Origin of the sequence: Acetatifactor aquisgranensis, assembly GCF_943193215.1 — a bacterium.
Taxonomy (GTDB): Bacteria; Bacillota; Clostridia; order Lachnospirales; family Lachnospiraceae; genus Acetatifactor; species Acetatifactor aquisgranensis.
Genome location: NZ_CALPDH010000018.1, coordinates 52949 through 75972, shown reverse-complemented (window position 1 = coordinate 75972; position 23024 = coordinate 52949). Strand labels below are relative to the sequence as shown.

The window sequence follows — 23024 nt, the reverse complement described above, 5'->3', positions numbered from 1 at the left end:
TACTGTATTGGCTAAACATATATGGCTGGTATCATGTAGTCAGATTACCCGGAAATTTTAACTGTATAATTTATTGTAACATAGGAAAAAGCCCCTGTAAACAGGCGACGACAAAAGAATCATAAGCTCCCCGGAAAAAACGCATTGTACAATGAAGAGAGGACGGAATCCAAACGGGCTATATCAAAAACCATGTTTGACTGCCCGATTGACCCGTCCTGCATTTGTGATATGATTGAAAATTGCTTTGGCCTGCCACATTTTTGCATACTGCCCCTGCTTTTCCAGAAGTTCCTCATGGCTGCCCCTCTCTACTATCTGTCTGTCTTCGAATACGGCAATGTCATCGCAGAACCGGCAGCTTGCCATGCGGTGGGAGATGTAGATGCTGGTCTTGTCCTTCACCATCTCATGGAACCCGGTGTAGACTTCCGCCTCGCTGATGGGATCTAAGGCCGCAGTGGGCTCATCCAGCACCACGAAAGGCGCGTCCTTGTACAGAGCCCTTTAGGCCAACGATTCCGTCATTTTCCTGAATTCTTCCTGAAACCATCCCCACATGTGGTAAATCCGGATGTCCTTGCCGTTTGCAGGAGCCAGGACTTCCCGTTTCAGATACTCGAATCCCTGGCTGGCCTTGATATATTGCTCCTCATGTCTGGCGCCCCTGCGGTTGGCGTGGACATTGGCTGTCAGGCTTCCCCCTGTCACCGCCGCCAGGAGCAGAAGCAGCCAGAAATTCATTCTGCCGATAATGACGGAATAGACAATCAGGCTCACCAGCGCGATGGAGGCTTTTTCAATCCCCTGGAGATACGCTTCGATTCCTGTCTAGCCGCCATAATAGATGTTCCCCCGGCACCTTCCAGCTTCTGCTGTCCGTGCTCTCCAGTTCCTGGAAATCCGCTGTCAGGCAGGCTTCGAAGAAATCTGTGCTCAGCAGATTCCGGAACAGGAACATCCCTTTGAGGATTTCCGCACGAAATGTTCATTTTGAAGCGTGAAATGTACAGGAAGTTTCTTCTATGTCACCATAGCTGCCAACGTGGCTGAAAATGCCGCAAACGGCGCAGGCGATTCGCGTGAGAATCTGGTGCTGCGCTCTTACAGGGGCAGAGTCACCTCCGCCGCGAAGATGCCCGGTTCATTGGCCAGGGTCAGGTATCCCTCGTACTTGTCCGCCAGCGCCTTGACACGCTTCATGCCAAGCCCATGGTTCCCGCGCTTGGTGGAGATGTAGTTCCTCTCGTTGAAGTCCAGTTCTTCCCTGGCGGAATTCTGAATGGAGACATAGAGCTGGGATTGGTTCACCACCATGTAGATGCGCAGGAATCGCTGGTCCTCCGGAATCTTTTCACAGGCCTCCAGGGCATTGTCCAACAGGTTCCCCAGCAGGACGCAGAGATCCACGTCCTCTATTGACAGCTCCCGGGGCAGAATGGCCTTGCAGTTCACAGGGATTCCCTTTTTTCAGCGAGGGACAGCTTGCTGTTCAGGATGGCATCTGCCATCAGGTTGCCGGACTTTACAAAAGTGTCCACATCCTCCAGGCTCTGCTCCAGCTCATCCAGATACCCTTTCATCTCTTCCATCTGCCCCGCGGCAATCTGGGCCTTCATCACCTGGAGATGGTTGTGGTAGTCATGCCGCCAGCCCCGCATGTTCAGGTAGATTTCTTTTACTTCTTCATACTGATGGCTCAGGATATCCCTCTGGAAACGCTCCGTCTGGACTTGAAACCCCTGTCGGTAAGCAGAAAATGTCCCCTCCAGAGACAGGAACAGGAGCAGTTCCACCGCCAGGAAACCAAGCAGCATCCCGGTATCAGCCGTCTCTCTGATTTTCCACAGGTACAGGCTTATGATGCCGTAGACGGCAATGTCCGCCAGGGAAGCTCCTTTTGCATAAAAATCCTTTCGTCCACTTGCGTATGCCGGCATCAGCAGAAAAAATACTGTAATAGCCCCATTTGCCAGCACTATTGAAACCGGATTCTCCGCAAATGCCCCCGGCACGAGCACGAATCCCGGAGCCAGCGCCTTCCACCATTGCTGACAAAGCGGAGCCGCATCGTAAAACAGCACATACAGAAAGAGAACCAGCATTATCAACAGCCAGCCCGCAAGTATCAGCCACTTTCCAACGGGCCTGCTGAGACCTGACATTACCAAACTCACTATCCCTACGGCCAGGGCCGTTCCTCCTGTGATTCCCCACACTGCGATTCGCTTTATCTTTCCTTTTTCCAAATCGCAGATCTGTTCTATATAATATTGATATAATGCCAGCCATATCAGCCAGACTCCAAGTCTCAGCATACCGCTTTCCTCTCCCATGCCTTGCCTTTTTGCCAGGTTCAAAAGCTCTGCCTGCGAAAATACTCCATATAAGCCCGGTTCAGCTCCTCCCACTTCCCTCTGGCAATGGGGACTGTCATCCGGTTATCCATCCTAATCTCTTTTTTCCCGATTCTCTCCACATGCTCCAGGCTGATGCAGTAAGACCTGTGGGGTTTGAAAAAGGAATGCCCTGTTTCCATTAGTTCCTGTTCCAGCTGCCGAATCCCGGATTTACAGACTAGTTTCCCTCCATCACTTTTCCAGAGGATACAGTCGTGTCCGTCACTTTCCAGGCAGCAGATGTCCGACAGGTACACCTTCTCCACCTCCCCGCCGAAAAGCGCCACGATAATCGACTTCCTGTGGGCAACACGCTCCCTGGCCCGGCTGAGGGCTGCCCACAGGCGCTGTCTTTTCACAGGCTTCAAGATATAGGACACGGCCTCCAGATCGTACCCCTCCAGCGCGAAGTCCGGATTGCCTGTCACAAAGATGATGCTGACAGAATCACCCATCTGCCTGAGCTTCTTCGCCAGCGCTATCCCATCCGTTCCCGGCATCTCAATGTCCAGGAGGAGGATATCCGTACTTTTCCGTTCTTCCTACGCGAACAGAAAGGCATCCGCGCCGGGATACAGCTCCACGCTGCACATCCTCCCCGCCGCCGAATGCCCTCCTTCCATGGAATGCCCTCCTTCCATTGCCCAGCATTCCACCTCCCCGGCCAGATATTTCAGGAACCTTTTGTCATCGTCACATATGGCCAAATGCAGCATATCTCTTCTGGTTCAATCCTCCCGCTTCATTTCATCGTTTTCCCTTGCCGGATATTTCCTTGTGGTCAGATACGAAATGAAGCATACTTCACCGCCAGCTTCAGAAGCAGCTCCGTTGACTTTTCCATATACTGCACACTGGCGAACTCGAAGCGGCTGTGGCCATTGCCTGCGCCGTTGCAAAGGTTCGGACAGGGCAGTCCCAGAAAAGAAAGCCTGGCGCCGTCCGTACCGCCCCGGATAGGGCTCACCACCGGTTCGCCGCCCAGCTCCCTGATGGCCTCAGAAGCATTCTCAATCAGATGCATATGGGGTTCCAGCACTTCCCACATATTGTAATAGCTGTCCTGCATCTCCACTTCCACGGTTCCCTCGCCGTATTTCTGATTCAGGAAATCCGCGCACTGCATGAAGACCTGTTTCTTCTGCTCGAACAACTTCCTGTCATGGTCGCGGATGATATAATCCGATACTGTCTGATCCACATTTCCATGGATGCCATCCAAATGGAAGAAGCCCTCCCGTCCCGCTGTATACATAGGATTCTGGAACACAGGGAGGAGGCTTTGGAACTCAAAGGCTATCAGCATGGAATTGACCATCCTTCCCTTGGCCCCGCCGGGATGGACGCTGCGTCCGTTCACAGTCAGCTTCGCACCTGCCGCATTGAAAGTCTCCGCCTGCAGTCCCCCGAATCCGCCGCCGTCCACGGTATAGGCGAAATCCGCGCCGAACAGCTCCACATCAAAGTGTCTGGTGCCCTCTCCAATCTCCTCGTCCGGCGTGAAGCCGATGCGCAGCTTGCCGTGCTTCACTTCCGGATGCTGCAGCAGGTATTCGCTGGCTGCCATGATCTCTGCGATGCCGCATTTATCGTCCCCGCCAAGGAGCGTAGTGCCGTCCGTCACAATCAGGTCATGGCCCACATACTCTGCCATCTCCGGGAAGTCAGCCCGCCGGAAAATGATGTTCTCTGCCTCGTTCAGAACGATGTCCCCGCCGTCATAATTTTCCACGATTCGGGGCTTCGTGCCTGCGTTGGACACTGCAGGAGAGGTGTCCATATGGGCTATCAACCCCAGCACCGGAGCATCCTCGCAGCCCTCTGACGCGGGGACAGTGGCGTATACGTAGCAGTGCTCCCTGTCGTAGGTGATTTCCGTGGCCCCTATGTCCTTAAGCTGTCCTGCCAGGAGCTTTGCCAGGTCATGCTGTTTCGCCGTGCTGGGCGATGTTCCGGTCGTCTCATCGGACTGAGTGTCGATTTTAGCGTACTGCAAAAAGTAATCGATTGTCTTTGACATGTTCTGTTGACCTCTCTTTTCTGCGGGCGTATGTATTGCTGCGGATTCCTGCGCCGCCGCGGATTCCCGCCTTTCTGCGTTATCTGGCTTTCATCATACCACGAATCTGAATGAACCACAATTCTTTTTTAATCGGAAACTATGTGACACACTTATCCAATTAATAGTCGTCCAATCAGGTACATTAGACAGATACAACTTTCGCGCCGATCTACCGAGAATCGCCCGGTTTCCGCACTGCCCCCGGCACCGGATACTCCCGTATCTCCCGACAGGCCCTCCCCGACAGCGCCAGCACGCAGATCAGGTTCGGCACCGCCATCAGTCCGTTACAGATATCCGAAAAATTCCACACGGTCTCCAGAGGGCAGATACATCCGAGAAAAACCGCAAGCCCATAGGCAAAGCGATACCATAGATTATATCTGGTCTTTCCGCCTAACAGGAACTCAAAAGCTTTCTCCCCCTGATAGGCCCAGCCGATTACGGTGGCAAAGGCGAACAGCGCGATGCAGATGCTGACAAAGCTGCCGCCCCATTCCCCAAGAACGGTGCCAAAAGCCGCCAGCGTCATGGCCGTGCCAGTCAAAGGATTCCCATTTACGTCCATACTCCCCAGCATTCCCGACACCGCGAAAGCAAGCCCTGTAATCGTACATACCACTACCGTATCCAGGAATACGCCTGTCATGCTGATACAGCCCTGTTTTATGTAGTCGTCCGTATCCGCTGCCGCAGCAGTGATGCCGGAAGCGCCGATTCCTGCCTCGTTGGAGAAGATTCCTCTGGAAACGCCCCATCGCAGGGACTGGAAAGCTGACACTGTGACGCTGCCGAAGATGCCGCCGGACACCGCCTCCGGGCAAAAGGCCGCCGTCATGATTCCTCCCACCGCCATGGGCACATTCCGCCAGTGCACCAGTATCACCGCAAAAGCCCCGCATAAATAAAAAACTCCCATAAAGGGAACCAGCACCTGAGTCACTTTTCCTATGACACCGATGCCGCCGATTACCACCAGAACTGTCAGGACTGTCAAAATAAGCCCTGTCTTCGCCTTTGGCACAGCGAAAGCAACCCACAGGGCATCCGCGATGGAATTGGACTGGGTCATATTTCCCATGCCGAAAGAAGCCGTCACTGCGAACAGTGCGAACAGGAAACCCAGCATCCTGCCAATCTTCCTGTTGGGGAATCCATGCAGGCAGGTGTACATAGGGCCTCCCGCAATCTCACCCCTGTCATTCCTGCCCCTGTACTTCACTGCCAACATACTCTCCGCCAGCTTGGTGGCAAGCCCCACGATGCTGGTTGCCACCATCCAGAACAGCGCCCCCGGCCCGCCCAGCGTCATGGCCGTGGCCACCCCTACGATATTCCCGATGCCGAGGGTGGTGGCAAGTTCCGTCGTCAGGGACGACAAGGAGGAAATCTTCCCTGCTTTTCCGGATGCGCTTTTGCCCTGCAATCTTTCTCCTGCCGGACGTTTTGCCGCCCCTGTGCCGGAAACGTCCGGCCCTGCTCCAGCTGTTCCGCCACGGTTCTTCCTGTCTTTCCATTCTATTCCCAGGGCGCATCTCAGCGCGAATTTCAGATTCCTGATGGGAAAAAAGTCCATCCGAATCATCAGATAGCATCCGCAGCCCAGCAGCAGCGCCAGCATCCAGGGCCCCCAGACCAGATCGTCCAGCCAGGCAATGATATCGCCGATGGCATTTCCAAGGGCGCTTCCCCCCAGGAAAATATTCTCTACCGGCATACTGCCAAGAATCCCATACCTTATATCCACAAAAACCTCATGTGACCATACCGTTTTTCTAAATATATTGGTACAAGGAATGATTTATGCAAATTCCGGAATCATTTCATAAATCTGGCGTATCCCCACAACAATGTCCGGAATTCCGTATATATATGCGGACGGCTTCTCGGTGCCCGGAATTTTCATGACGACCTCCACTTTCGCGTCCTCGTAGGGCAGCAGGAAAAACATGGAATCCTCGCCCCACATATGATACTGGACCATTTCCTGGATATCACTCCACTCCTCATGAAGACTGATTATTTCCCTCGCCTCCGCCTGCCTCTTCTTTATGTAGTCCGCATCCGTTACAATCCCGGGCTGCTCGCTGTATGCAGCGGAGTTCTCTCCGTTCATCAGGCCGTCCCCGGACCATCCGTACTCCCCCACCATGATTTCAAAGTCCTTCTCCTCGGACTCGTTCATGACTTCATAGTTTATGGCAAAAAACCCCCACATCTCGGTTGCCACAGCATCGCTCCAGAAAATCTCATTGATGTAGCTCCGTCCCATATCAGTGTTCGGATTCGCCGAAGCGCCCTGCAGGTTTTCTTCTGTTTTGAGCGCGTATATCGTGCCGTCCTCCGCGTCTGCCAGAATCTTAAGCACAGGTCCGTTGTCATCCCGCATCTCCACGTACCAGAGGATAAAATTCATGCCCTTTGTAAAATCATCGCTATAAATGACATACTGCTTACAATCTTCTATGACATAGCCCATCTCCCAGATAGAGGCGGGCAGCAGCCCGGTATTGATAAAATTGCTGATGATTTCCCCATAGATGCACTGACTTGAATATATAAATTCCTTCACTTCATCCATCGACTCAAGCTCCTGGGATGCAATATAAAATGTATTGCCTGCCGCCAGCCCTTCCGCGTAATTTTGCATCCTCGCCGCCAGGGAATGTTCATATGTAGTGCTCAGCGCCTCCACGTTCATGCTTTCCTGCTGTTCCAGCACAGTATCCCTGCACAGGATGGCATCCTGCACCTGGAACAGTATCTGCGGCGCAAAAAAAGCCGCTACTATCAGCGCCGCGAGCGCCGACAGGATGATGCCTCTCCGCTTTACGTTATCCGCCATAGCCTTCCCCTTTCACAGAACTTTCCTTTCTGGGAAAAGTAATCTTGATTACCGTCCCCTCGCCCAGCCTGCTCTCCACCTCCATGGTGCCTTTGTGGAGCTGGATGATTTTCTGGCACAGCGCCATCCCGATGCCCGCTCCCCCTTCCTTTCTGGAGCGGGACTTGTCCACCATGTAGAACGCCTCCGTGATGCGGCTGATTTCCTCCGCGGGAATCCCTCTTCCATTGTCCACTACCTTTATCTCATAAGCCCCCGTCAGACAGACTCCTTTCATCAGCATGAAGCTCAGATCCCCCTTGTCCAGAGCCTTTACCGCATTGTCCATCAGGTTGTAGAGCAAGGACAACAGAAGTTCCGCATCCCCCTGGATGATAGCCTTTTCCAGATTCACTCTTCCCCGGACACCCCGCTGCTTCCAGATAGGCCGCATGGTAATGCGCAGATTCTGCTCCAGCTCCTTTGTGGACACCGTCCGGAATGTCAGGGGATTCTTGTCCATGCTCACCAGTTCCAGCAGCTTGTGGGACAGGCTCTCCAGCCGCTTCCCCTGGCTATAGATATAGAAATAGGCGTCATGGCGCTCCTCCTCTGTCAACTCCAGGGAGTTGAGCATGTCCGCGTAGCCGATAATAGAAGTCAACGGCGTCTTCAACTCATGGGCAAAAGCGGCAGTGAAATCTTCCTTTTGCTTTGCTTCCAGCACTTTGACCTGCATCTCCTCCACCAGGCGGTCTGCCATCCGGTTGAAGTCCCGGGCAAGCTCTCCAATCTCATCCCTGCTTTTGTTCTGGGACCGCAGAATGTAGTCTCCATCGGCAATCCTGCTCGCCATTCTTCCCAGGCTTCGAATCGGTCTTGTGATATAGCGAGAGAGAAAGTATACCCAGATGCCGCCCGCGGACAGCAGGCACAGAAGCGCAATGCGATACCGGGAGAGAAGGCTGCTCCTGGCATCATAGATTTCTGTCAGATCCCTGCACATGGCCAGATACACATTGCTCTCGGCTACGCCCGACATGGTGACCGCGAACAGATAGTAGGTACTGCCAATCTGCCGGACGGCGATATTCCGGCTGCTGTAACCGGCGGAACCGGGAGCCTCAAGGGTCATTATCAGGCTGTCCAGCACATCCGTAAAGCCCATGTTCTCCAGATAGTCGCCTCCGTAAAAGCGTTCACCGTTCTCCCTTATCACGAACATATGCCGCCCGTCCCGCTCCACGCTGGCCACAATGCTGCTCAGGGTCTTACTGATGGCATAGTCCTCCCCGAATTCCTCCGTGGACTGGTACCCCATCTCGAACAGATAGTGAAAAGTGCGGATGTCATTATTTCCCTGTTCGATTTCCTTGTCCAGAAGCTGGGAAAAATCCGCGGAGAGCATCCATGTCCCGAAGAGAGCGAACATCAGTGTGAGCAGCGCGGTCATGGCCAGGAACAGTTTATCTGCGAATCTCATGTATCCCTAATCCTCTACTTTGCTATTTTTTCTTCTCCCTCCAGACGGTATCCCACCTTGTAGACCGCCGTAATCTCATTGTCCCAGTTCAGCTTCTTCTTCAATCTCTGGATATGGAGATCCACGGTCCTGCTCTGCCCCATGTACTCGCCTCCCCAGATGGTCTCGTAAATGGTCTCCCTGTACAGGGCGATATTGCGGTTCCTGGCAAGCAGCAGCAGAAGCTCGAACTCTTTCATGGTGAGGAGCACGGGCTCCCCGTTGCGGGTCACAGAGCGTGACGCCGTGTCAATCACCACGTCGAATACCGTCAGAAGCGTCTCCGTCTTGTGGTATCTGCGCAGAACGGCCTCCACCCTGGCCAGGAGCTCCACGATTTCAAAGGGCTTGGTCAGATAGTCGTCAGCCCCCATTTTCAGCCCTTTTACCTTATTCTCCGTGCTGCCCAGAGCTGTCAGGAAAATCACCGGCAACTCCAGGCTCCTCGCATATTCCATCAGTTCATAACCATTGATGCCGGGCAGCATGACGTCCAGCAGTACAAGATCGAACTTCTCCTCGTCCATCAGATCCGCCGCTTTCTCTCCGTCAGGGGCCCATACGCAGGCGTAGCCTGCCCGACGCAGATTCATCCTTATCAGATTTGCGATAGGCTCCTCGTCCTCTGCAATCAGTATCTTCAGCATAATATCCCTCACTTCTGTCTGAATTTCGTTATAACATATTCTGAATATATGAAAACCTATAATTGTATCTTTCTTGTATCCCATCTCCATTGGAAGGCTCTTCTTCCATTCTATAGTCTTAAAAATGAACTGTCAACATCCACATATGACATTATCCGACGGAAACATTCCATTTCGGAAAAGAAACAATTGCATAATGCGGCAATCTGTGCTATAGTTGCTTTAACACTTTAAATTGGCAAAGGAGAAGAGAAAACATGAAACTCATTCTACTGATTCTCTATTTCGCGGTACTGATTGCCATCGGCATCTACTGCCGCAAGCATGCCACGGACGTGAACGGCTTCGTTCTTGGCGGGCGCTCCGTAGGCCCCTGGCTCACCGCTTTCGCCTACGGCACCTCCTATTTCTCGGCGGTGGTCTTCGTGGGCTATGCCGGGCAGTTCGGCTGGAAATACGGCATCGCCGCCACCTGGGCGGGAATCGGAAACGCCATCATCGGCTCTTTGCTGGCCTGGGCGGTATTGGGACGCAGGACCCGCATCATGACCCAGCACCTGGACTCTGCCACCATGCCCCAGTTCTTCGGGGAGCGCTTCGGCAGCCGTCCCCTGAAGATCGGCGCATCCGTCATCATCTTCATCTTCCTGATTCCCTACACCGCCTCCCTGTACAATGGCCTCTCCCGGCTGTTCGGCATGGCTTTCAACATCGATTACTCCGTCTGCATCATCCTGATGGCGGTGCTGACGGCAATCTATGTCATCGCGGGAGGATACATGGCCACCGCCATCAACGATTTCATTCAGGGAATCATCATGCTGGGCGGCATCACTACGATCATCGCAGCCGTGCTGAAGAGCAAGGGCGGGTTCATGGCGGCTCTGGACGGCCTGGCGAGGATTACCGATGAAACCGTGGCTACTACCCCGGGCACCTTTGCGTCCTTTTTCGGCCCGGATCCCTTAAATCTGCTGTTCGTGGTAATCCTGACCTCCCTCGGCACCTGGGGCCTGCCCCAGATGGTGCAGAAATTCTATGCCATCAAAAATGAGGAGTCCATCAAAAAAGGGACCATCATTTCCACCCTGTTCGCGCTGGTGGTGGCCGGGGGCTGCTATTTCCTGGGCGGCTTCGGCAGATTGTTCTCGGACCAAATCGACGTGGCGGCTAATGGCTTCGATTCCATCATCCCTACCATGCTTTCCGGCCTGTCGCCCCTGCTGATCGCGCTGGTGGTGATTCTGGTGCTGTCCGCTTCTATGTCAACCCTGTCTTCATTGGTCATGGCCTCCAGCTCTACCCTGACGATCGATTTCCTGAAAGAGGTCTGCTTTCAGAAGATGGACGACAAAAAGCAGGTGCTCAGCATGCGGATATTGATTGTGGTGTTCATTGCGATTTCATCTATTCTGGCCCTGATTCAGTACAAGAGCTCCGTGACTTTCATCGCCCAGCTGATGGGCGTGTCCTGGGGGGCGTTAGCCGGTTCTTTCCTGGCGCCTTTCCTGTACTCTCTGTACTCCAAAAAAGTGACGAAAGCCTCCTGCTGGGTCTGCTTCTTCTTCAGTTCCGTGCTGATGGTGGCCAATATCTTCTTCCGGCCCTCTTTCCCGGTCATCATGCAGTCCCCTATCAACTGCGGGGCCATCGCCATGCTGGCGGGGCTTGTCATCGTGCCGGTGGTGAGCCTGTTCACGCCAAAGCCAGACAAGAAGCTGGTGGACAATGCATTTGCCTGCTATGAGAAGAAGACGGAAGTTGCGCAGAAGACGGCTCTGGGGAGATAAATCTGCCTGAATTTACAGATTTGTTTTTCAGAAAAAAGCTGCCGCACCAGAACGATGCGGCAGCTTTTCTTTGCTTAGATGATTTGTGCGATATTCCGATTATATTACTTTGTTTCTACAGCAACTTCCACCCGGGGACTGACCAGGATGCCTGTCGGAGTCAACTGGTACTCATAGGCCCAGTTCTCACCGGTAGTACGCCATGCATTGGGGCCGCACCAGCTGACGAATCCGCTGCAGTTGTGCAGCTGGCCGAAGGTATTCCTCCGGTTGCCGTAAGCGCGGAGCTCTATCACATGCTTTCCTTTCTTGACCTGGCCGAAATTCACACGATAAGGACTCTTGAACAGATCTCTGGAACGCCCCTCCTCTCCGTCCAGCACTACCTCAATCAGAGGATTGCGGAATCTGGGTACCTGCACGGAAAGCTCGCCGTCCCCAGCCAGCTCCACAGGCACACGATAGACCACATTTCCGCCATAGAAAGGCAGGCCCTGGGAGCAGATGTCTCCAAAACCAAGTTTCTCAGGAAGTTCCGTGATGACTGCCGTGCTGCCCTTTACATTGACCCCGAACTGTCCCAGCAGGAACATGGCTTCCACATTCACGCTCATATGGTAGGGCAGTCTGGCCTCCAGCACGTTCTCTCCCTTTTTCAGGCCGGGCAGAACCACCTTGTGGAATTCCCTGTCCGTATAGTATCCGCTGACCTTATGCTCAACCTTTTCACCGTTCCAGATCAGCTCGGTGATTTCCTCGTTTTCCAGAGCCAGTTCAACCTGATCCAGTTCAATATCAGAGGAGATGGTAAATCTCAGCGACACTTTATGTTCAAAGCTGCGCTCGCCGTAAATCCAGGGCTGCGCATAGGCATCTTCCCGCATGGGATAGCCGGCTTCTCTGCGGAAGTTATTATCCAGGCGCAGGATTTCCTCTTTTTCTTTCCATTCTCCGTCATCCATCTTGTACTCCGCCATATCAAGCACCAGGACATTGGGCTCTTCCAGCACGAAGTCTGCCAGCTCCGGCGTAGCGGCCGCCTGACAGACAGCAGCGCTCTCAGAATCTGGTGCCGCGCTTTCCTCTGCACGTCCCGGCTTCAGGCAGTAGAGGAAGGAGTCCTGTGCATAGGAGGTCACCTCCCACTGGGTCCTGTCCGCCCCATAGTGCACGGCTACAGGAGATATGGTGCCCTCCATGGCATCATACAGCTCCACGGTCCAGTTTCCGGGCACACGGATGGTCCAATATTCCGCCGTCACGTCGTCCGGATTGGCGGGTCTCTCGGAATGGGCCAGGAACAGCCAGCGGTTCTCCCCGTCCTGGCGCTGCTGGCTCAGCAGGTTCGTGGACTTCATCCCTCTCCTGTCGCGGACGCTTACCGTGCGGTAAGGCTCCAGCGCCTCGCGGACAGCCTGCTTGGTGAAAGGCAGGACAGTTCCTGTCTGTGCCAGCGCGTCGTCCGGGGCGGGCAGAGCGTCGATGTACTCCGGCACATGTCCCAGATAGAATATCTTCCCGCCTTTTTCAGCGAACTTTTTCAAACGCTCTACCGTATTTTTTCTGAGGGTCAGGCAATCAGGCACTACTACCACGTCATAGCTCATGGCGCCCACGCCGAAACCTTTCCCATTATCCTCCTGCTCCTCCAGCAGAGACTCGGAGATAAAGTCGAAATCCAGCAGGCCGTAGAGCAGCCAGGAGGTCAGGTCGGAGAACGCCTTGTCCATCTCTTCCCGCTCCGCTCCCGTGGTCTCCTCATTGCCCCATTTCAGCCAGTAGGACTCAATCGGATGTATGACGCCGATTTTGACGAAAGGCGTGCCTCTCACCAGGGCAGTGTTGAGCCTGGAGAAATAGTCCTCGATTTTCTTATATTTCCGGTACCAGGGGGACTGATAGCCGATGCAGGCGGGATAATCGCGCTTTGCCTCGCCCTCCATGGACACCCATGTCAGATGATGGACGCGGATGGTGACGCCCAGCGCCGCCTGCCAGTCTCCGCCCAGTTTGTGGTTCCTGAAGTCGAAATCCCAGTTGGTGACGCCGTAAAGCTCGCTGAGCATGCCCTCTCTGGCATACTGATGCACCGCGCTCTGGGTCTGCTTCGCCGTGGTCAGCTCCCTGCTGTCGCAGAGCATATCGATTCCCGGCAGCTGGAAGCTGCGGTAGGAACGCATGGCCTCTCCCAGGGCGGCAGTCTGGCTCCTCAGGGTGGGCTCCTCCATCATATGGCCGGTGAGGGCAAAACCGTGGGCTTCGCACCAGTTTCCAATCTGATCCGCAAAAGCCTGGGAGAAGCGCTCCGCGATGTGGTCATGGTAATGGTATCTGGTCACGGACACGGGCTTCCCTTCCATCTCCCAGAATACCTCCGGCAGATGCTCCAGGAAAGATTCCCCATAAGCAGCCCTGTAGCTCTCCTCGAAATCATCCGTGTAGGGGATGAACCGGGCCTGCTTGTCATCCGCCCTGCCCAGACGGCTCTTGTGCACGAACTGCGGCTCATCGGTGAAAATCGAGGGAATATCCTTGCCGAAAGAATCCCCCAGCTTTCCGGCATATTTCTCATGAACCGTGTCCAGGAAAAAGGCCATGGCCTTTGGATCCAGCGTGTTGACATAGGCCTGATTGTTGAACCAGGCGCTGTCGCCTGACACCTCCAGATAAGCATACCAGGGCGCGTAGCCCTCCGGAATCGCTTCGCCGTCTGCAAGGACCCGATAATCCGTCATGTTCCCTTTTTCGTTCAGCTGCACTCCATAACACATCAGGAACTTCCGGGAATCGTTTCGTATAGCCCTGGCAGAGGAGATGGACTCTCCCTTATCTTTCGGAAATCCGTCTTCGATGGGCTCGGAGGAAAACACCAGACAGCGCTGCCTGTACTCCTCATGGCAGGTCACAAGGCCTCCGCCAAAGCCTGAGGGCCAGCGGTCCTCATCATAAAGCCAGGTCAGCATCTCTTTCTCCGCGAACTGGTCGTGAGCATAGGAAACCAAATCGAGAAACTCCTCGCTCATGAACGGGATATTCATGCCGGTGCGGCTGTGGATGTGGGCGCCGCCCATGCCCATCTGGCGCAGGTCTTCGGTCTGCTCCGCGATCTGCTTCTTCGTCACCTTGCAGTTCCAGGCCCAGAACGGGGTGCCCCGGTACTCGCTGGACGGGTTCCGGAACAGTTCCTTATCCAGTGCCTTTTCTACTTTTCTTGGATATAACATATCGTTACCCTCCTGTCTTCCATTTCAAAGTGTCCTTTCCAGGACACCATTTTCCATAGCAATCAAAACTCTTGCCGCAGCCATAAAGCTCCTCAAAACAACTTCCTCAGGACAAATTCTTCAAATCTTCAAAGCAAGCTCCTCCGCAGCGCGGTTTTATCCGTTCTTCAAAACAGCATCCTCTCCATATATTCGTCTGCGAAAAACGGATTGGTCGACAGCTCCACTATCTTCGCCTGTGCGGCGTACTTTTCACAGGCACCTCTGTATTCTTTGTTCAACAGCAGCATGGACGCACCGCTCAGCGCCGCATTTCCTATCACACGGATGCAGGGCAGCATTTCCTCCGGAAAGAGGCCGATTTTCGCCGCATTCTCCACATCCAGGAAACTGCCGAAGCCCCCCGCGATCAAAAGCGCCCGGACATCCCCGCATTCCAGATTCGCGGAATGCAGCAGAGTTCGGATTCCGGCATGGATGGCGCTTTTGGCCAACTGCACCATCCTTACGTCATTCTGTGCAAAAATGACCGGTTCGCTGATTACCGCCGACTCCTCCTCGATATATCCGGTATCGTCCATCTGGCCGGTTTCCAGCAGACAGGCCACTGCGTCCACCACACCGCTGCCGCAGATGCCCACCGGCTCCGCGTCCCCGATGACATGGACGGCCAGCTTTCCGTCCCTGACAGCCACCCTGTCGATGGCCCCCTTGCTCCCGCCCATCCCCATGGAGATTCCCGCGCCCTCGAAAGCCGGCCCCGCAGCCGTGGAACAGCAATATAGCTCTTCCCCATGCCATAGGGCCATCTCTCCGTTGGTACCGATATCCGCCAGAAGCTTCGTATCCCCAGTATCGCAAAGGCCTCCGGCCAGAAGCGCCGTGATGAGATCCGCCCCCACAAAAGCCGCCGCGCAGGGAGCCAGATATACTTCCGTCTGCGGAAGCACCGATATAAGCCCCGTTTTTTCCGCCGTCACAGTCTCTCCGAACAGACGCTGCGCGGCAAAGGGGGCATGGGACAAAGGTTCCGTGGATGTGCCGGTGAGCAGGTGCAGCATCACGGTATTTCCCGTGATTACCAGCCCGTCAATCTCCTTTTGCCCTATCCGTGCCTTCGCAGCCAGCTCCTCCACCAGTCCGTCCACTGCCTTGCAGATTGCCTGCGTCAGCTTCCCGCCCTCGCCCCTTAAATCAGCTTCAATGCGGGAAATCACATCGGCTCCCCACCCGGCCTGGGGATTCAGTCTGCTCCCCTCTGCCAGCAGCGTTCCCTTAACATCATACAGACGCGCCGCCAGAGTCGTAGTCCCAATGTCCAGCACAAAACCATAGGCATCAAAAGCCGGTCTCAGCACAATATCCGGCATATCTCCAACCGTGCGGATCTGTCCATTATCCCGTCCGACCAGTTCTATGCTGCAGTCTCCCTCCACAGTGGTACAGCAGGCCAGGCGGACGCCCCGCCCTATCTCTTCCTGAGACAGAAGCCGTCTCTCCGCTTCCGAGAGAGGACTCAGCGCCCCCCTTGCCACCACTCTGCATTTCCCGCAGCGTCCATGGCCACCGCAGGGCAAACTCAACATCGGGCCGCCTCCGGAACACTCCCGGGTCACCAGATCCCCCAGCAGCGTCCCCTGCCCTGCCTCAAAAACAATCCCGTTAATCCTAATCTCTGTCATATCCGTCCCTGTCAACTACCCAAATCCGCCGAATCCAGCCGCTAAACAAACCCACAAAAACTCAAACCGCAAAAAAGGTGCTAACCTGCAAATTAGTACTTCTTCTCAGCTTACATCAAGGAACAAAACACTGCCCCGAAATATGTAACGGTATTCTGTCCGTTTATATACTTCATACCGCATGCCGCTGCAAGCTTGGACACGTTAATTCCATATGCCTCCAGCGAAGAAACAGCCATCTCCGGGAACCGGCAAGGGTGATTATCCACTCTGGCGCACACAGGACAGATATGGCATCCTCCCGCGCCCAGATGAAGAATTCGCACAAAAGAATCCTCACTTACAGACTCTCGCATCTTCCGGGTCAGCATACTGTGCTTTCTGGCAGCTTCCTCCATCCCCTCTATGTCGTAGCTGTCCTCCAGCTTTCCGATCGTCTGGTAGACAACCGCATAGTCAAAGGTGCGTATCGTCTTCATCAATATATCGATGTCACCGGCATCCGGCGGACATGTCCAGCATTTGCCGTACTTCCCGCAGGTATTCTGCTCGCACAGACTCCGGAAACCGGCATCCGTCTCCACTTTGGAAACCGGGATCACGGCGGCATTGTCCGCTCCCCGCTCCAGCGCCTGTTTTACCAGATTGTCCAGAATTTCAGCATCTGCTATTTTTTTAACCATTCTGTCTCCTTGTGAATCATACTTTGATTTTCTTGATTTCCTCGGCATAGTACTGCACCAGCTCGAACTTGGAGCCGGGCATAATCCTGTGATCCGGACAGGGAATAAAGCCTCCCAGTCCCGCCAGACGCTGCATCCGTTTGATTTCCTCGTCAACCGCGGCTTTGTCCTTGCGGAAAGCCGTCTTGTCCATGCCGCCTACTCCCAGCATCCCCTTGCCGAATTTATTGCGGGCCGCCTCGAACTGATCGCCCCACACGCCTATCTCGATGGGGAACATGGTGTTCACGCCGTTCTCAAACCAGGTGGGCAGCAGCTTCTCCGTCACGCCGTCACAGTCCAGGGAAATGATGTCGATTCCGTACTGATGGCACAAATCGTTCCTCTTCTTATAATGCTTCGCGCAGAGCTCGTCGAACAGATCCGGCGCGATCAGGGGACCGTTCTTGAAGCAGATATCCTCCCAGTAATGAGCAAAGTCGAATTTCGCTCCCGTCTCCAGTATCGTCTTTACGCACTGATATTGCATTTCCGCGTAAGTATCCACGATATCCGCGAACAGCTCCTCATCCTCATCATAAATCAGGTAGCTCATTCCCACCACTGAGACCATATTCCTGATGTCCCCCAGCAGACTTCCCACATGCAGCCCCACCGGGATGTCCTGAGGGCGAGTCTCATTGAAATGCTTATAATACTCCACATCCACACGCTCGGGCGCATAGAGCATCTTCGGCTTGTAGAGAGTCTCAAAGGCCTCTCTGTCCTTCAGGACATAGTCATCCTCTGAGGGAATCGACGCCACACCCGGCTTGACGCGCTCAATCAGGCCCACATTGTTCTGGACACGCTGTGTGCCGTCCGGCAGGGTCTCCAGCACTTTGTACTCAAAGGCGGGAAACAGCCCGTTCCTGGAACCAGTCGTCTGGCTCCAGTTGAAATCCCAGCCAATCAGCTTATCCAGCTCTCTGTCCTTCTCGCTGCCGTCATAATTATCCACAGCCAGGTCTTTTGGAATCTTGCCCTGCTCAGCCCATTCCTCCAAAAGCTCGCTCCAGTAGCCGAAGTGAACCGCCGGGAAACGGTCTACCGGCTGAAAATGCAGAATGTTCATTGCCCGTTCTCTGTTTGTCATAAAATCCTCTCTCTTTCCGTGCCTGCAGCTCTCCGCCGCAGGCGCTACTTACCTCAGTCAGCCTGACCCTCGTAATATTCTTTCACAGCCCCGAAGAAAGCCTCGATATTCTCCCACTTCGACATGGGAGGGATATCACATCCGGAGGAAATGACGAAGTTCGGGTAAGAACAGCATTTCTCCATCACCTGCAGCGTGGCGCTGCGGACGGACTCCGGCGTCCCCTGGAAGAACTCCCCGGCGGGATCCACATTCCCCATGGCCACGGTCTGCGCCGGGATATGCGTCATCATCTCTGCCATGTCGATGGCATTTCCGAAATGATAAGCCGCCGCCCCGGTCTCCAGGATGGAATCAATCATCTGAATGGTATTGTTCCCGCAGTTATGATAGATGACTATAAAGCAGTCGTCCTGCACTGCGTCCACCAACCGCTTCACATAAGGCGCCGAGAACTCCTCCGCCAGAGCGGGGGACAGCAGGCCTGTCACCGGCTCCGCCAGGACGATGCCGTTGGCTCCTGCCGCTTTATAGGCCTTGCAGTATTCAATCAGGAAAGAAGTGGCTTTCTCCATCACCAGGTGCACCATATCCGGCTCATCATAGCATTCCATCATGATCTCCGTCACATCCAGCAGACGGGCCGCAAGGGAAAAAGGCCCGATGGCTCCGGCAAAGACCGGCCTGTCGGTGATCAGCTGTACAGCTTTTTTTATAGCATCCACATACAGCCCGCTCCTCGCGCTCCCCACTTCAGGAACCTTCAGAGCCTTTGCGCCCTCCTCGTCCTCCACGATTCTTCCCGTGACAGTGGGCACTTCCTTGTCGGTCACCCGAATCCGGGAGCCGAAGCACTCCGCCTCCACGGAAAGGTCCATCAGGCTCACCGCGGCGGCGGCATCTGTCCGCTCCGCCACCAGCTGCATGCCTTTCGCCTGCCTGTCGCTGTCGGAAATCAGCTCTTTCACGCTGATTCCCAGCAGCTGCACCGCCGGAAAGGAAAGAATCGGCATGGCTTTCTTTACCGGGGCAGCCTGAAGCTCCTCCAGCCATTTACGCATATCTCTCTTCATATAATAATAACCGTCTCTTTCTTTGTTTTTAGGGTTTAACCGGCAGCACAGAGGACCACGGCGGCATCCGCAGCGCTGGCGGCATCCGGCGTATACTTGTCCGCGCCGATTTTCTGGCAGTACTCTTCCGTCACAGGCGCGCCGCCGATCATAATCTTCACCTTGTCACGGATGCCTGCCTCCTCCGCCTTCTTTACCACTTCCTCCATGACGCCCATAGTGGTTGTCAGCAGTGCGGAGCAGCAGATTACCTGGCAATTCTGCTCAATGGCAGTCTGGACATAGGTCTCAGGAGCCACATCCGTGCCCAGATCCACAACCTCCAGTCCCTTGCCCTCCATCATCATCTTCACCAGATTCTTGCCGATATCGTGGAGGTCGCCCTGGACAGTACCGATGCAGACCTTGCCCGTAGCCTTTACGCCCGCCTCCGCCATCAGGGGCTTCAGAATCTGCGCGCCCATGTTCATGGCCCTGGCAGCTACCAGCACCTCAGGCACGTACACTTCATTGTTCTTGAACTTCTCGCCCACCACGCTCATGCCGTCCAGCAGGCCCTCGCTCAAAATCTGCTCCACAGGGATGCCCTCATCCACCGCTTTCTGCACCAGCTCCTTCACAATCTTAGCCTTGCCGCGCTGCAGGTTCCCTGAAATGTCTGTCAAAATGCTCATTTGATATTCTCCTCTTCTTTCTTTATATTGTGTTTCATTTCTTGTCTCTGTTCGGTATCTGTTGGGTGTCATGGAAAGCTTTGCTTTGAATAGCTGGTAGAATGACGGTACATCTTTCAGCCCGCATCCGTATACAATCTGCTCATTGGTCAGCTGCGTCTCCCGCAGCAGTCTGCAGGCCTGCTGCAGACGTACACTCCGGAGATACTCGGAAAAATGCTCTCCCGTGACCCGCCAGAACAGCTTGCTCAAATAGGATTTGCTCATAAACAGGGAGGATGCGATGCTCTCCAGCGTCAGTTCTTTATCGGAATAACGTTCTATTACCAGTCGCATCACAGTGGACACTACCATCCTGTCCTTCGGTGAGACAGAGCCGTCAGCGGCTGATTCCTCCAGATGGCGCTTTATGGTAATTAAAAGCAGCATCAGCTGCGCTTTCGTGACCTCCATCCACTCCGGATTCTTTTCCTCGGTCTCTTTCTCAATTGTCTGATAGATTTTTTCCACCGCCTCCATGGAGCGGCCTTTCAGGGTCACATAGGCGGACAGCAGATTCTCGTCAAAAATTCCATAACAGAAACGAGGACTGTCCGGCGCAGCCAAATCTCCCGCAAACCAGTCCTCCGCGTCAAACAGCAGATTCTGGATGACCAGCTTTTCTTTCCCGTCTTTCACAAAATACTCGTGAGGCACTCCCGCGTTCAGGACGTAGACGTCGCCTTTTCTGCACTCAAATATCCTGTTCCAGATGCGGTGGATTCCGTATCCCTCCGCGATGATACTGACTTCCACAAATTCGTGGAAATGCAGCTGGGACAGGGAAAAGTCCGGGTTGAATCTTTTCTCACATGAAACAGTGTTTTGATAAATGGGATTTTCTTTCAGCCACTCTTCTTTTTTCAGTTTTGAAGGCTGTCCGCCTGAATCTATCATCCTCTACCTCTCCAGCCTCATTCAAGGCTATCCCCAACCAGAAGAGCGCCGCTCCTGCGGATCCGCCTTTTTCCCCGCAGCAGCCTGAAGACCCTCCTGAACTGCGCCCACCGGCAAATCTGGCGTCATCTCCTCATTTTCCGTTCGTATCCGCTAAAGCACATCATCCCTGAAAGATTCCGGGCCGCCGAACAGATGGGCCATATCGAATTCATACCGGTCCTCGAACGCCGCTAGGGCTTTTTATCAATATAGCACAAAATCCGGAGGAGTAAAATAGGGCTTGAATGCTTTTTATCCGGAGGAAAGGAAACAAAACCACATACTTGCATTATGCCTGCAGCGGATTTTTTGTATACAAAACAGGCTCCTGAATCCCTTCATCCAGAAGCCTGCAGATAATACAACTGATCTTTGCGCATTTTCCGTCAACCCTTTACGGAACCAATCATGACACCTTTCACGAAATACTTCTGGATGAAAGGATAGATGCACAGCACCGGCACGGTTGACACGATGATGACACTGTACTTCAGAGTTTGTGCCAGCTTCATCTTTGCTTCGATAGAAGCCGCATCCATTCCCGACATATTCACATTCATCGTGGTCTGTGCCCGCATCAGCAGATCTCTCAGGAAAGACTGCAGCGGAAGAAGCTTTTCACTGTTCAGGTAAATCAGAGCAGTGTAGAAGTCATTCCAGTGTCCTACCGCATAGTACAGACCGATAACTGCCATGATGGGCTTGGACAAAGGCAGCACGACTTTCATGAGATATTGGAAAGAATTCGCGCCATCCAGAGTAGCCGCTTCCTGAAGTTCATGAGGAATGCTGTTCATAAAATAAGTCCGGGTGATGATAACATTATAGATAGAGCACGCGCCCGGGATAATCATGGCCCAGCGGGTATTCAGCAGATGGAGCTTATTGACCACCAGATAGGTGGGAATCAGCCCGCCGCTGAAATACATGGTTATCATGAAAAGAATCATTAAGAAATTGCGGGGCACGAAATCCTTTCTGGAAAGCGGATACGCCGCACACACCGTCATGACCAGGTTTACCAGAGTACCTACAACTGTATAGAAAATCGTATTCTTGTAACCTGTCCAGATGGAAGAATAATTGAGCAGCTCTTCGTAAGCTATCAATGTAATCTTTTTCGGCAGCAGCAGAACGTTCCCCATCCATACCTCGTTCGGATCGCTGAAAGACGCAATGACCACAAACCATAGAGGCCATGTGAAGATGACCAGCAGGATGAGCATGACGATGATATTGACCACGTCAAAGATTTTGTCCGAGTAGGAACGTTTTACTTTCATACCATGTTCCATTGCCTTCATTCTTTTCCCTCCTCCTGCCTAAAACAGGCTTTCTTGTGCAATTCTCTTGCTCAGCTGGTTTGCCGTCACCAACAGGAACACATTGATTATCGCGTTAAAGAGACCCACTGCCGTAGAATATCCGTAGTCGCTGTTGATCAGACCGACTTCATAGGTATAAGTGGATATGACATTTGCAGCGCTGGCATTCAATGTGTTCTTCAACAGATAGACCTTCTCGAATCCGACGCTCATCAGGGAGCCCATCTGCAGAATCAGCAGCATGATGATGGTGGGTTTGATGGAAGGAAGATCCACATGAATCATACGCTGAATTTTGGTAGCGCCGTCCACGATAGCCGCCTCATGCAGTTCGTAATCCACACCTGACAGAGCCGATATGTATATGATGGAACTCCAGCCCATCCCCTGCCATACGCCCGTCCAGACATAGATGGATTTGAACCACTTCGCTTTAGAAAGGAAATCAACGGATTCCAGTCCAAAGAAATTACGGATTGTATTGAAAATACCTGTATCCACATTCGTGAAAATGCTGATCATGCCGCAGATGACCACCGTGGAAATGAAATACGGGGCATAGGAAACCATCTGGACCGTCTTCTTCAGGTACTTATTATTCAGATAATTAAGCATCAGAGCAAAAATGATAGGGATAGGAAATCCTGCCAAAAAACTATATATACTGATTCCGAGTGTGTTGAAAATCAACTGCTTGAAATTGTATGCACTGAAGAACCTCTGAAAATGCGAGAAGCCCACCCAGGGACTTCCCATAATTCCCTGCTTTACCTTATAGTCCCTGAACGCAAGCTGTATGCCATACATGGGAGCATAAGAAAAGGTGATATAATAGATTACCACCGGCAGAATCATCACATAGAGAATCCAATTCTTCTTCATATCCCTGAGGAGCCTGCGGCCAAGGTTCTCCTTTTCCTTTTTTACTATTCCTGCCATTAAGACACTCCTTTCTAAGTCATAGGGGAATGGCTCATCGTCATTCCCCAATTTTAGAAATCTTTAT

General features: G+C 53.4%; 20 protein-coding genes and 1 pseudogene. 1 reads left to right on the top strand and 20 read right to left on the bottom strand.

Annotated features, from left to right (window positions below; translation table 11 throughout):
• Nucleotides 1–183: 183 nt before the first annotated feature.
• The 12 genes and pseudogenes from NFS35_RS16080 to NFS35_RS16030 all read right to left on the bottom strand — a co-directional run bounded on the left by NFS35_RS16080 (nt 184) and on the right by NFS35_RS16030 (nt 9454).
• Nucleotides 184–480, bottom strand: coding sequence for a hypothetical protein (locus tag NFS35_RS16080; protein WP_251208145.1), 297 nt, complete (start codon nt 478–480; stop codon nt 184–186).
• A gap of 27 nt (nt 481–507) precedes the next feature.
• Nucleotides 508–780: a hypothetical protein gene (locus NFS35_RS16075; protein ID WP_251208144.1), complete on the bottom strand. Its 273-nt coding sequence runs from the start codon at nt 778–780 to the stop codon at nt 508–510.
• 324 nt (nt 781–1104) lie between these two features.
• Nucleotides 1105–1455 carry an ATP-binding protein gene (locus NFS35_RS16070; RefSeq protein ID WP_251208143.1) on the bottom strand — a complete coding sequence of 117 codons (351 nt, stop codon included), beginning with the start codon at nt 1453–1455 and terminating at the stop codon, nt 1105–1107.
• On the bottom strand, nt 1452–2318 hold the full coding sequence (locus tag NFS35_RS16065) for a Spo0B domain-containing protein (protein ID WP_251208142.1): 867 nt from the start codon (nt 2316–2318) through the stop codon (nt 1452–1454). The genes NFS35_RS16070 and NFS35_RS16065 overlap by 4 nt, the downstream gene beginning before the upstream one ends.
• Before the next feature lie 38 nt (nt 2319–2356).
• Nucleotides 2357–2758, bottom strand: a complete 402-nt coding sequence (locus NFS35_RS29035) for a LytR/AlgR family response regulator transcription factor (protein WP_304971406.1) — start codon at nt 2756–2758, stop codon at nt 2357–2359.
• Nucleotides 2741–2923: pseudogene (locus NFS35_RS29030) on the bottom strand (LytR/AlgR family response regulator transcription factor); the annotation flags it as partial. The pseudogene NFS35_RS29030 and the gene NFS35_RS29035, both read right to left, overlap by 18 nt.
• A gap of 18 nt (nt 2924–2941) precedes the next feature.
• Nucleotides 2942–3106: a hypothetical protein gene (locus tag NFS35_RS16055; RefSeq protein ID WP_251208140.1), complete on the bottom strand. Its 165-nt coding sequence runs from the start codon at nt 3104–3106 to the stop codon at nt 2942–2944.
• Between the two features lie 74 nt (nt 3107–3180).
• Nucleotides 3181–4419 (bottom strand): peptidase T, encoded by a 1239-nt coding sequence (gene pepT / locus NFS35_RS16050; RefSeq protein ID WP_251208139.1) that lies wholly within the window; start codon nt 4417–4419, stop codon nt 3181–3183.
• Nucleotides 4420–4630: 211 nt separating this feature from the next.
• The gene (locus NFS35_RS16045; protein WP_251208138.1) at nt 4631–6208 is read right to left on the bottom strand and encodes an alanine/glycine:cation symporter family protein; all 1578 of its coding nucleotides are present in this window, start codon (nt 6206–6208) and stop codon (nt 4631–4633) included.
• A gap of 54 nt (nt 6209–6262) precedes the next feature.
• Nucleotides 6263–7306, bottom strand: a complete 1044-nt coding sequence (locus NFS35_RS16040; protein ID WP_251208137.1) for a hypothetical protein — start codon at nt 7304–7306, stop codon at nt 6263–6265.
• Complete coding sequence (locus NFS35_RS16035) at nt 7296–8768, bottom strand: sensor histidine kinase (protein WP_251208136.1); 1473 nt, start codon at nt 8766–8768, stop codon at nt 7296–7298. Before NFS35_RS16035 ends, NFS35_RS16040 begins: the two co-directional genes overlap by 11 nt.
• A 14-nt stretch (nt 8769–8782) precedes the next feature.
• Nucleotides 8783–9454, bottom strand: a complete 672-nt coding sequence (locus tag NFS35_RS16030) for a response regulator transcription factor (protein ID WP_251208135.1) — start codon at nt 9452–9454, stop codon at nt 8783–8785.
• Nucleotides 9455–9711: 257 nt separating this feature from the next.
• Here NFS35_RS16030 and NFS35_RS16025 point away from each other — a divergent pair, with 257 nt between their 5' ends.
• A complete protein-coding gene (locus NFS35_RS16025; protein WP_251208134.1) occupies nt 9712–11244 on the top strand; it encodes a sodium:solute symporter family protein in 1533 nt (510 codons plus the stop codon).
• Nucleotides 11245–11348: 104 nt separating this feature from the next.
• Here the strand turns inward: NFS35_RS16025 and NFS35_RS16020 are convergent, their stop codons facing one another.
• The 8 genes from NFS35_RS16020 to NFS35_RS15980 form a co-directional block, all read right to left on the bottom strand.
• The gene (locus tag NFS35_RS16020) at nt 11349–14468 is read right to left on the bottom strand and encodes a type 1 glutamine amidotransferase family protein (protein ID WP_251208133.1); all 3120 of its coding nucleotides are present in this window, start codon (nt 14466–14468) and stop codon (nt 11349–11351) included.
• A 167-nt stretch (nt 14469–14635) separates the two neighbouring features.
• Nucleotides 14636–16150 carry an ASKHA domain-containing protein gene (locus NFS35_RS16015; protein ID WP_251208132.1) on the bottom strand — a complete coding sequence of 505 codons (1515 nt, stop codon included), beginning with the start codon at nt 16148–16150 and terminating at the stop codon, nt 14636–14638.
• 110 nt (nt 16151–16260) lie between these two features.
• Entirely contained in the window at nt 16261–16833 is a 573-nt protein-coding gene (locus NFS35_RS16010) for a DUF2284 domain-containing protein (RefSeq protein WP_251208131.1), read from the bottom strand.
• Between the two features lie 16 nt (nt 16834–16849).
• Nucleotides 16850–17968, bottom strand: coding sequence for a uroporphyrinogen decarboxylase family protein (locus NFS35_RS16005; protein ID WP_251208130.1), 1119 nt, complete (start codon nt 17966–17968; stop codon nt 16850–16852).
• A 53-nt stretch (nt 17969–18021) separates the two neighbouring features.
• Nucleotides 18022–19041: a uroporphyrinogen decarboxylase family protein gene (locus NFS35_RS16000; protein ID WP_251208129.1), complete on the bottom strand. Its 1020-nt coding sequence runs from the start codon at nt 19039–19041 to the stop codon at nt 18022–18024.
• 35 nt (nt 19042–19076) lie between these two features.
• Nucleotides 19077–20651, bottom strand: a complete 1575-nt coding sequence (locus NFS35_RS29315; protein WP_330640274.1) for a cobalamin-dependent protein — start codon at nt 20649–20651, stop codon at nt 19077–19079.
• Nucleotides 20652–21079: 428 nt separating this feature from the next.
• On the bottom strand, nt 21080–21997 hold the full coding sequence (locus NFS35_RS15985) for a carbohydrate ABC transporter permease (RefSeq protein ID WP_251208128.1): 918 nt from the start codon (nt 21995–21997) through the stop codon (nt 21080–21082).
• Between the two features lie 18 nt (nt 21998–22015).
• Complete coding sequence (locus NFS35_RS15980) at nt 22016–22957, bottom strand: ABC transporter permease (protein WP_251208127.1); 942 nt, start codon at nt 22955–22957, stop codon at nt 22016–22018.
• Nucleotides 22958–23024 lie beyond the last annotated feature (67 nt).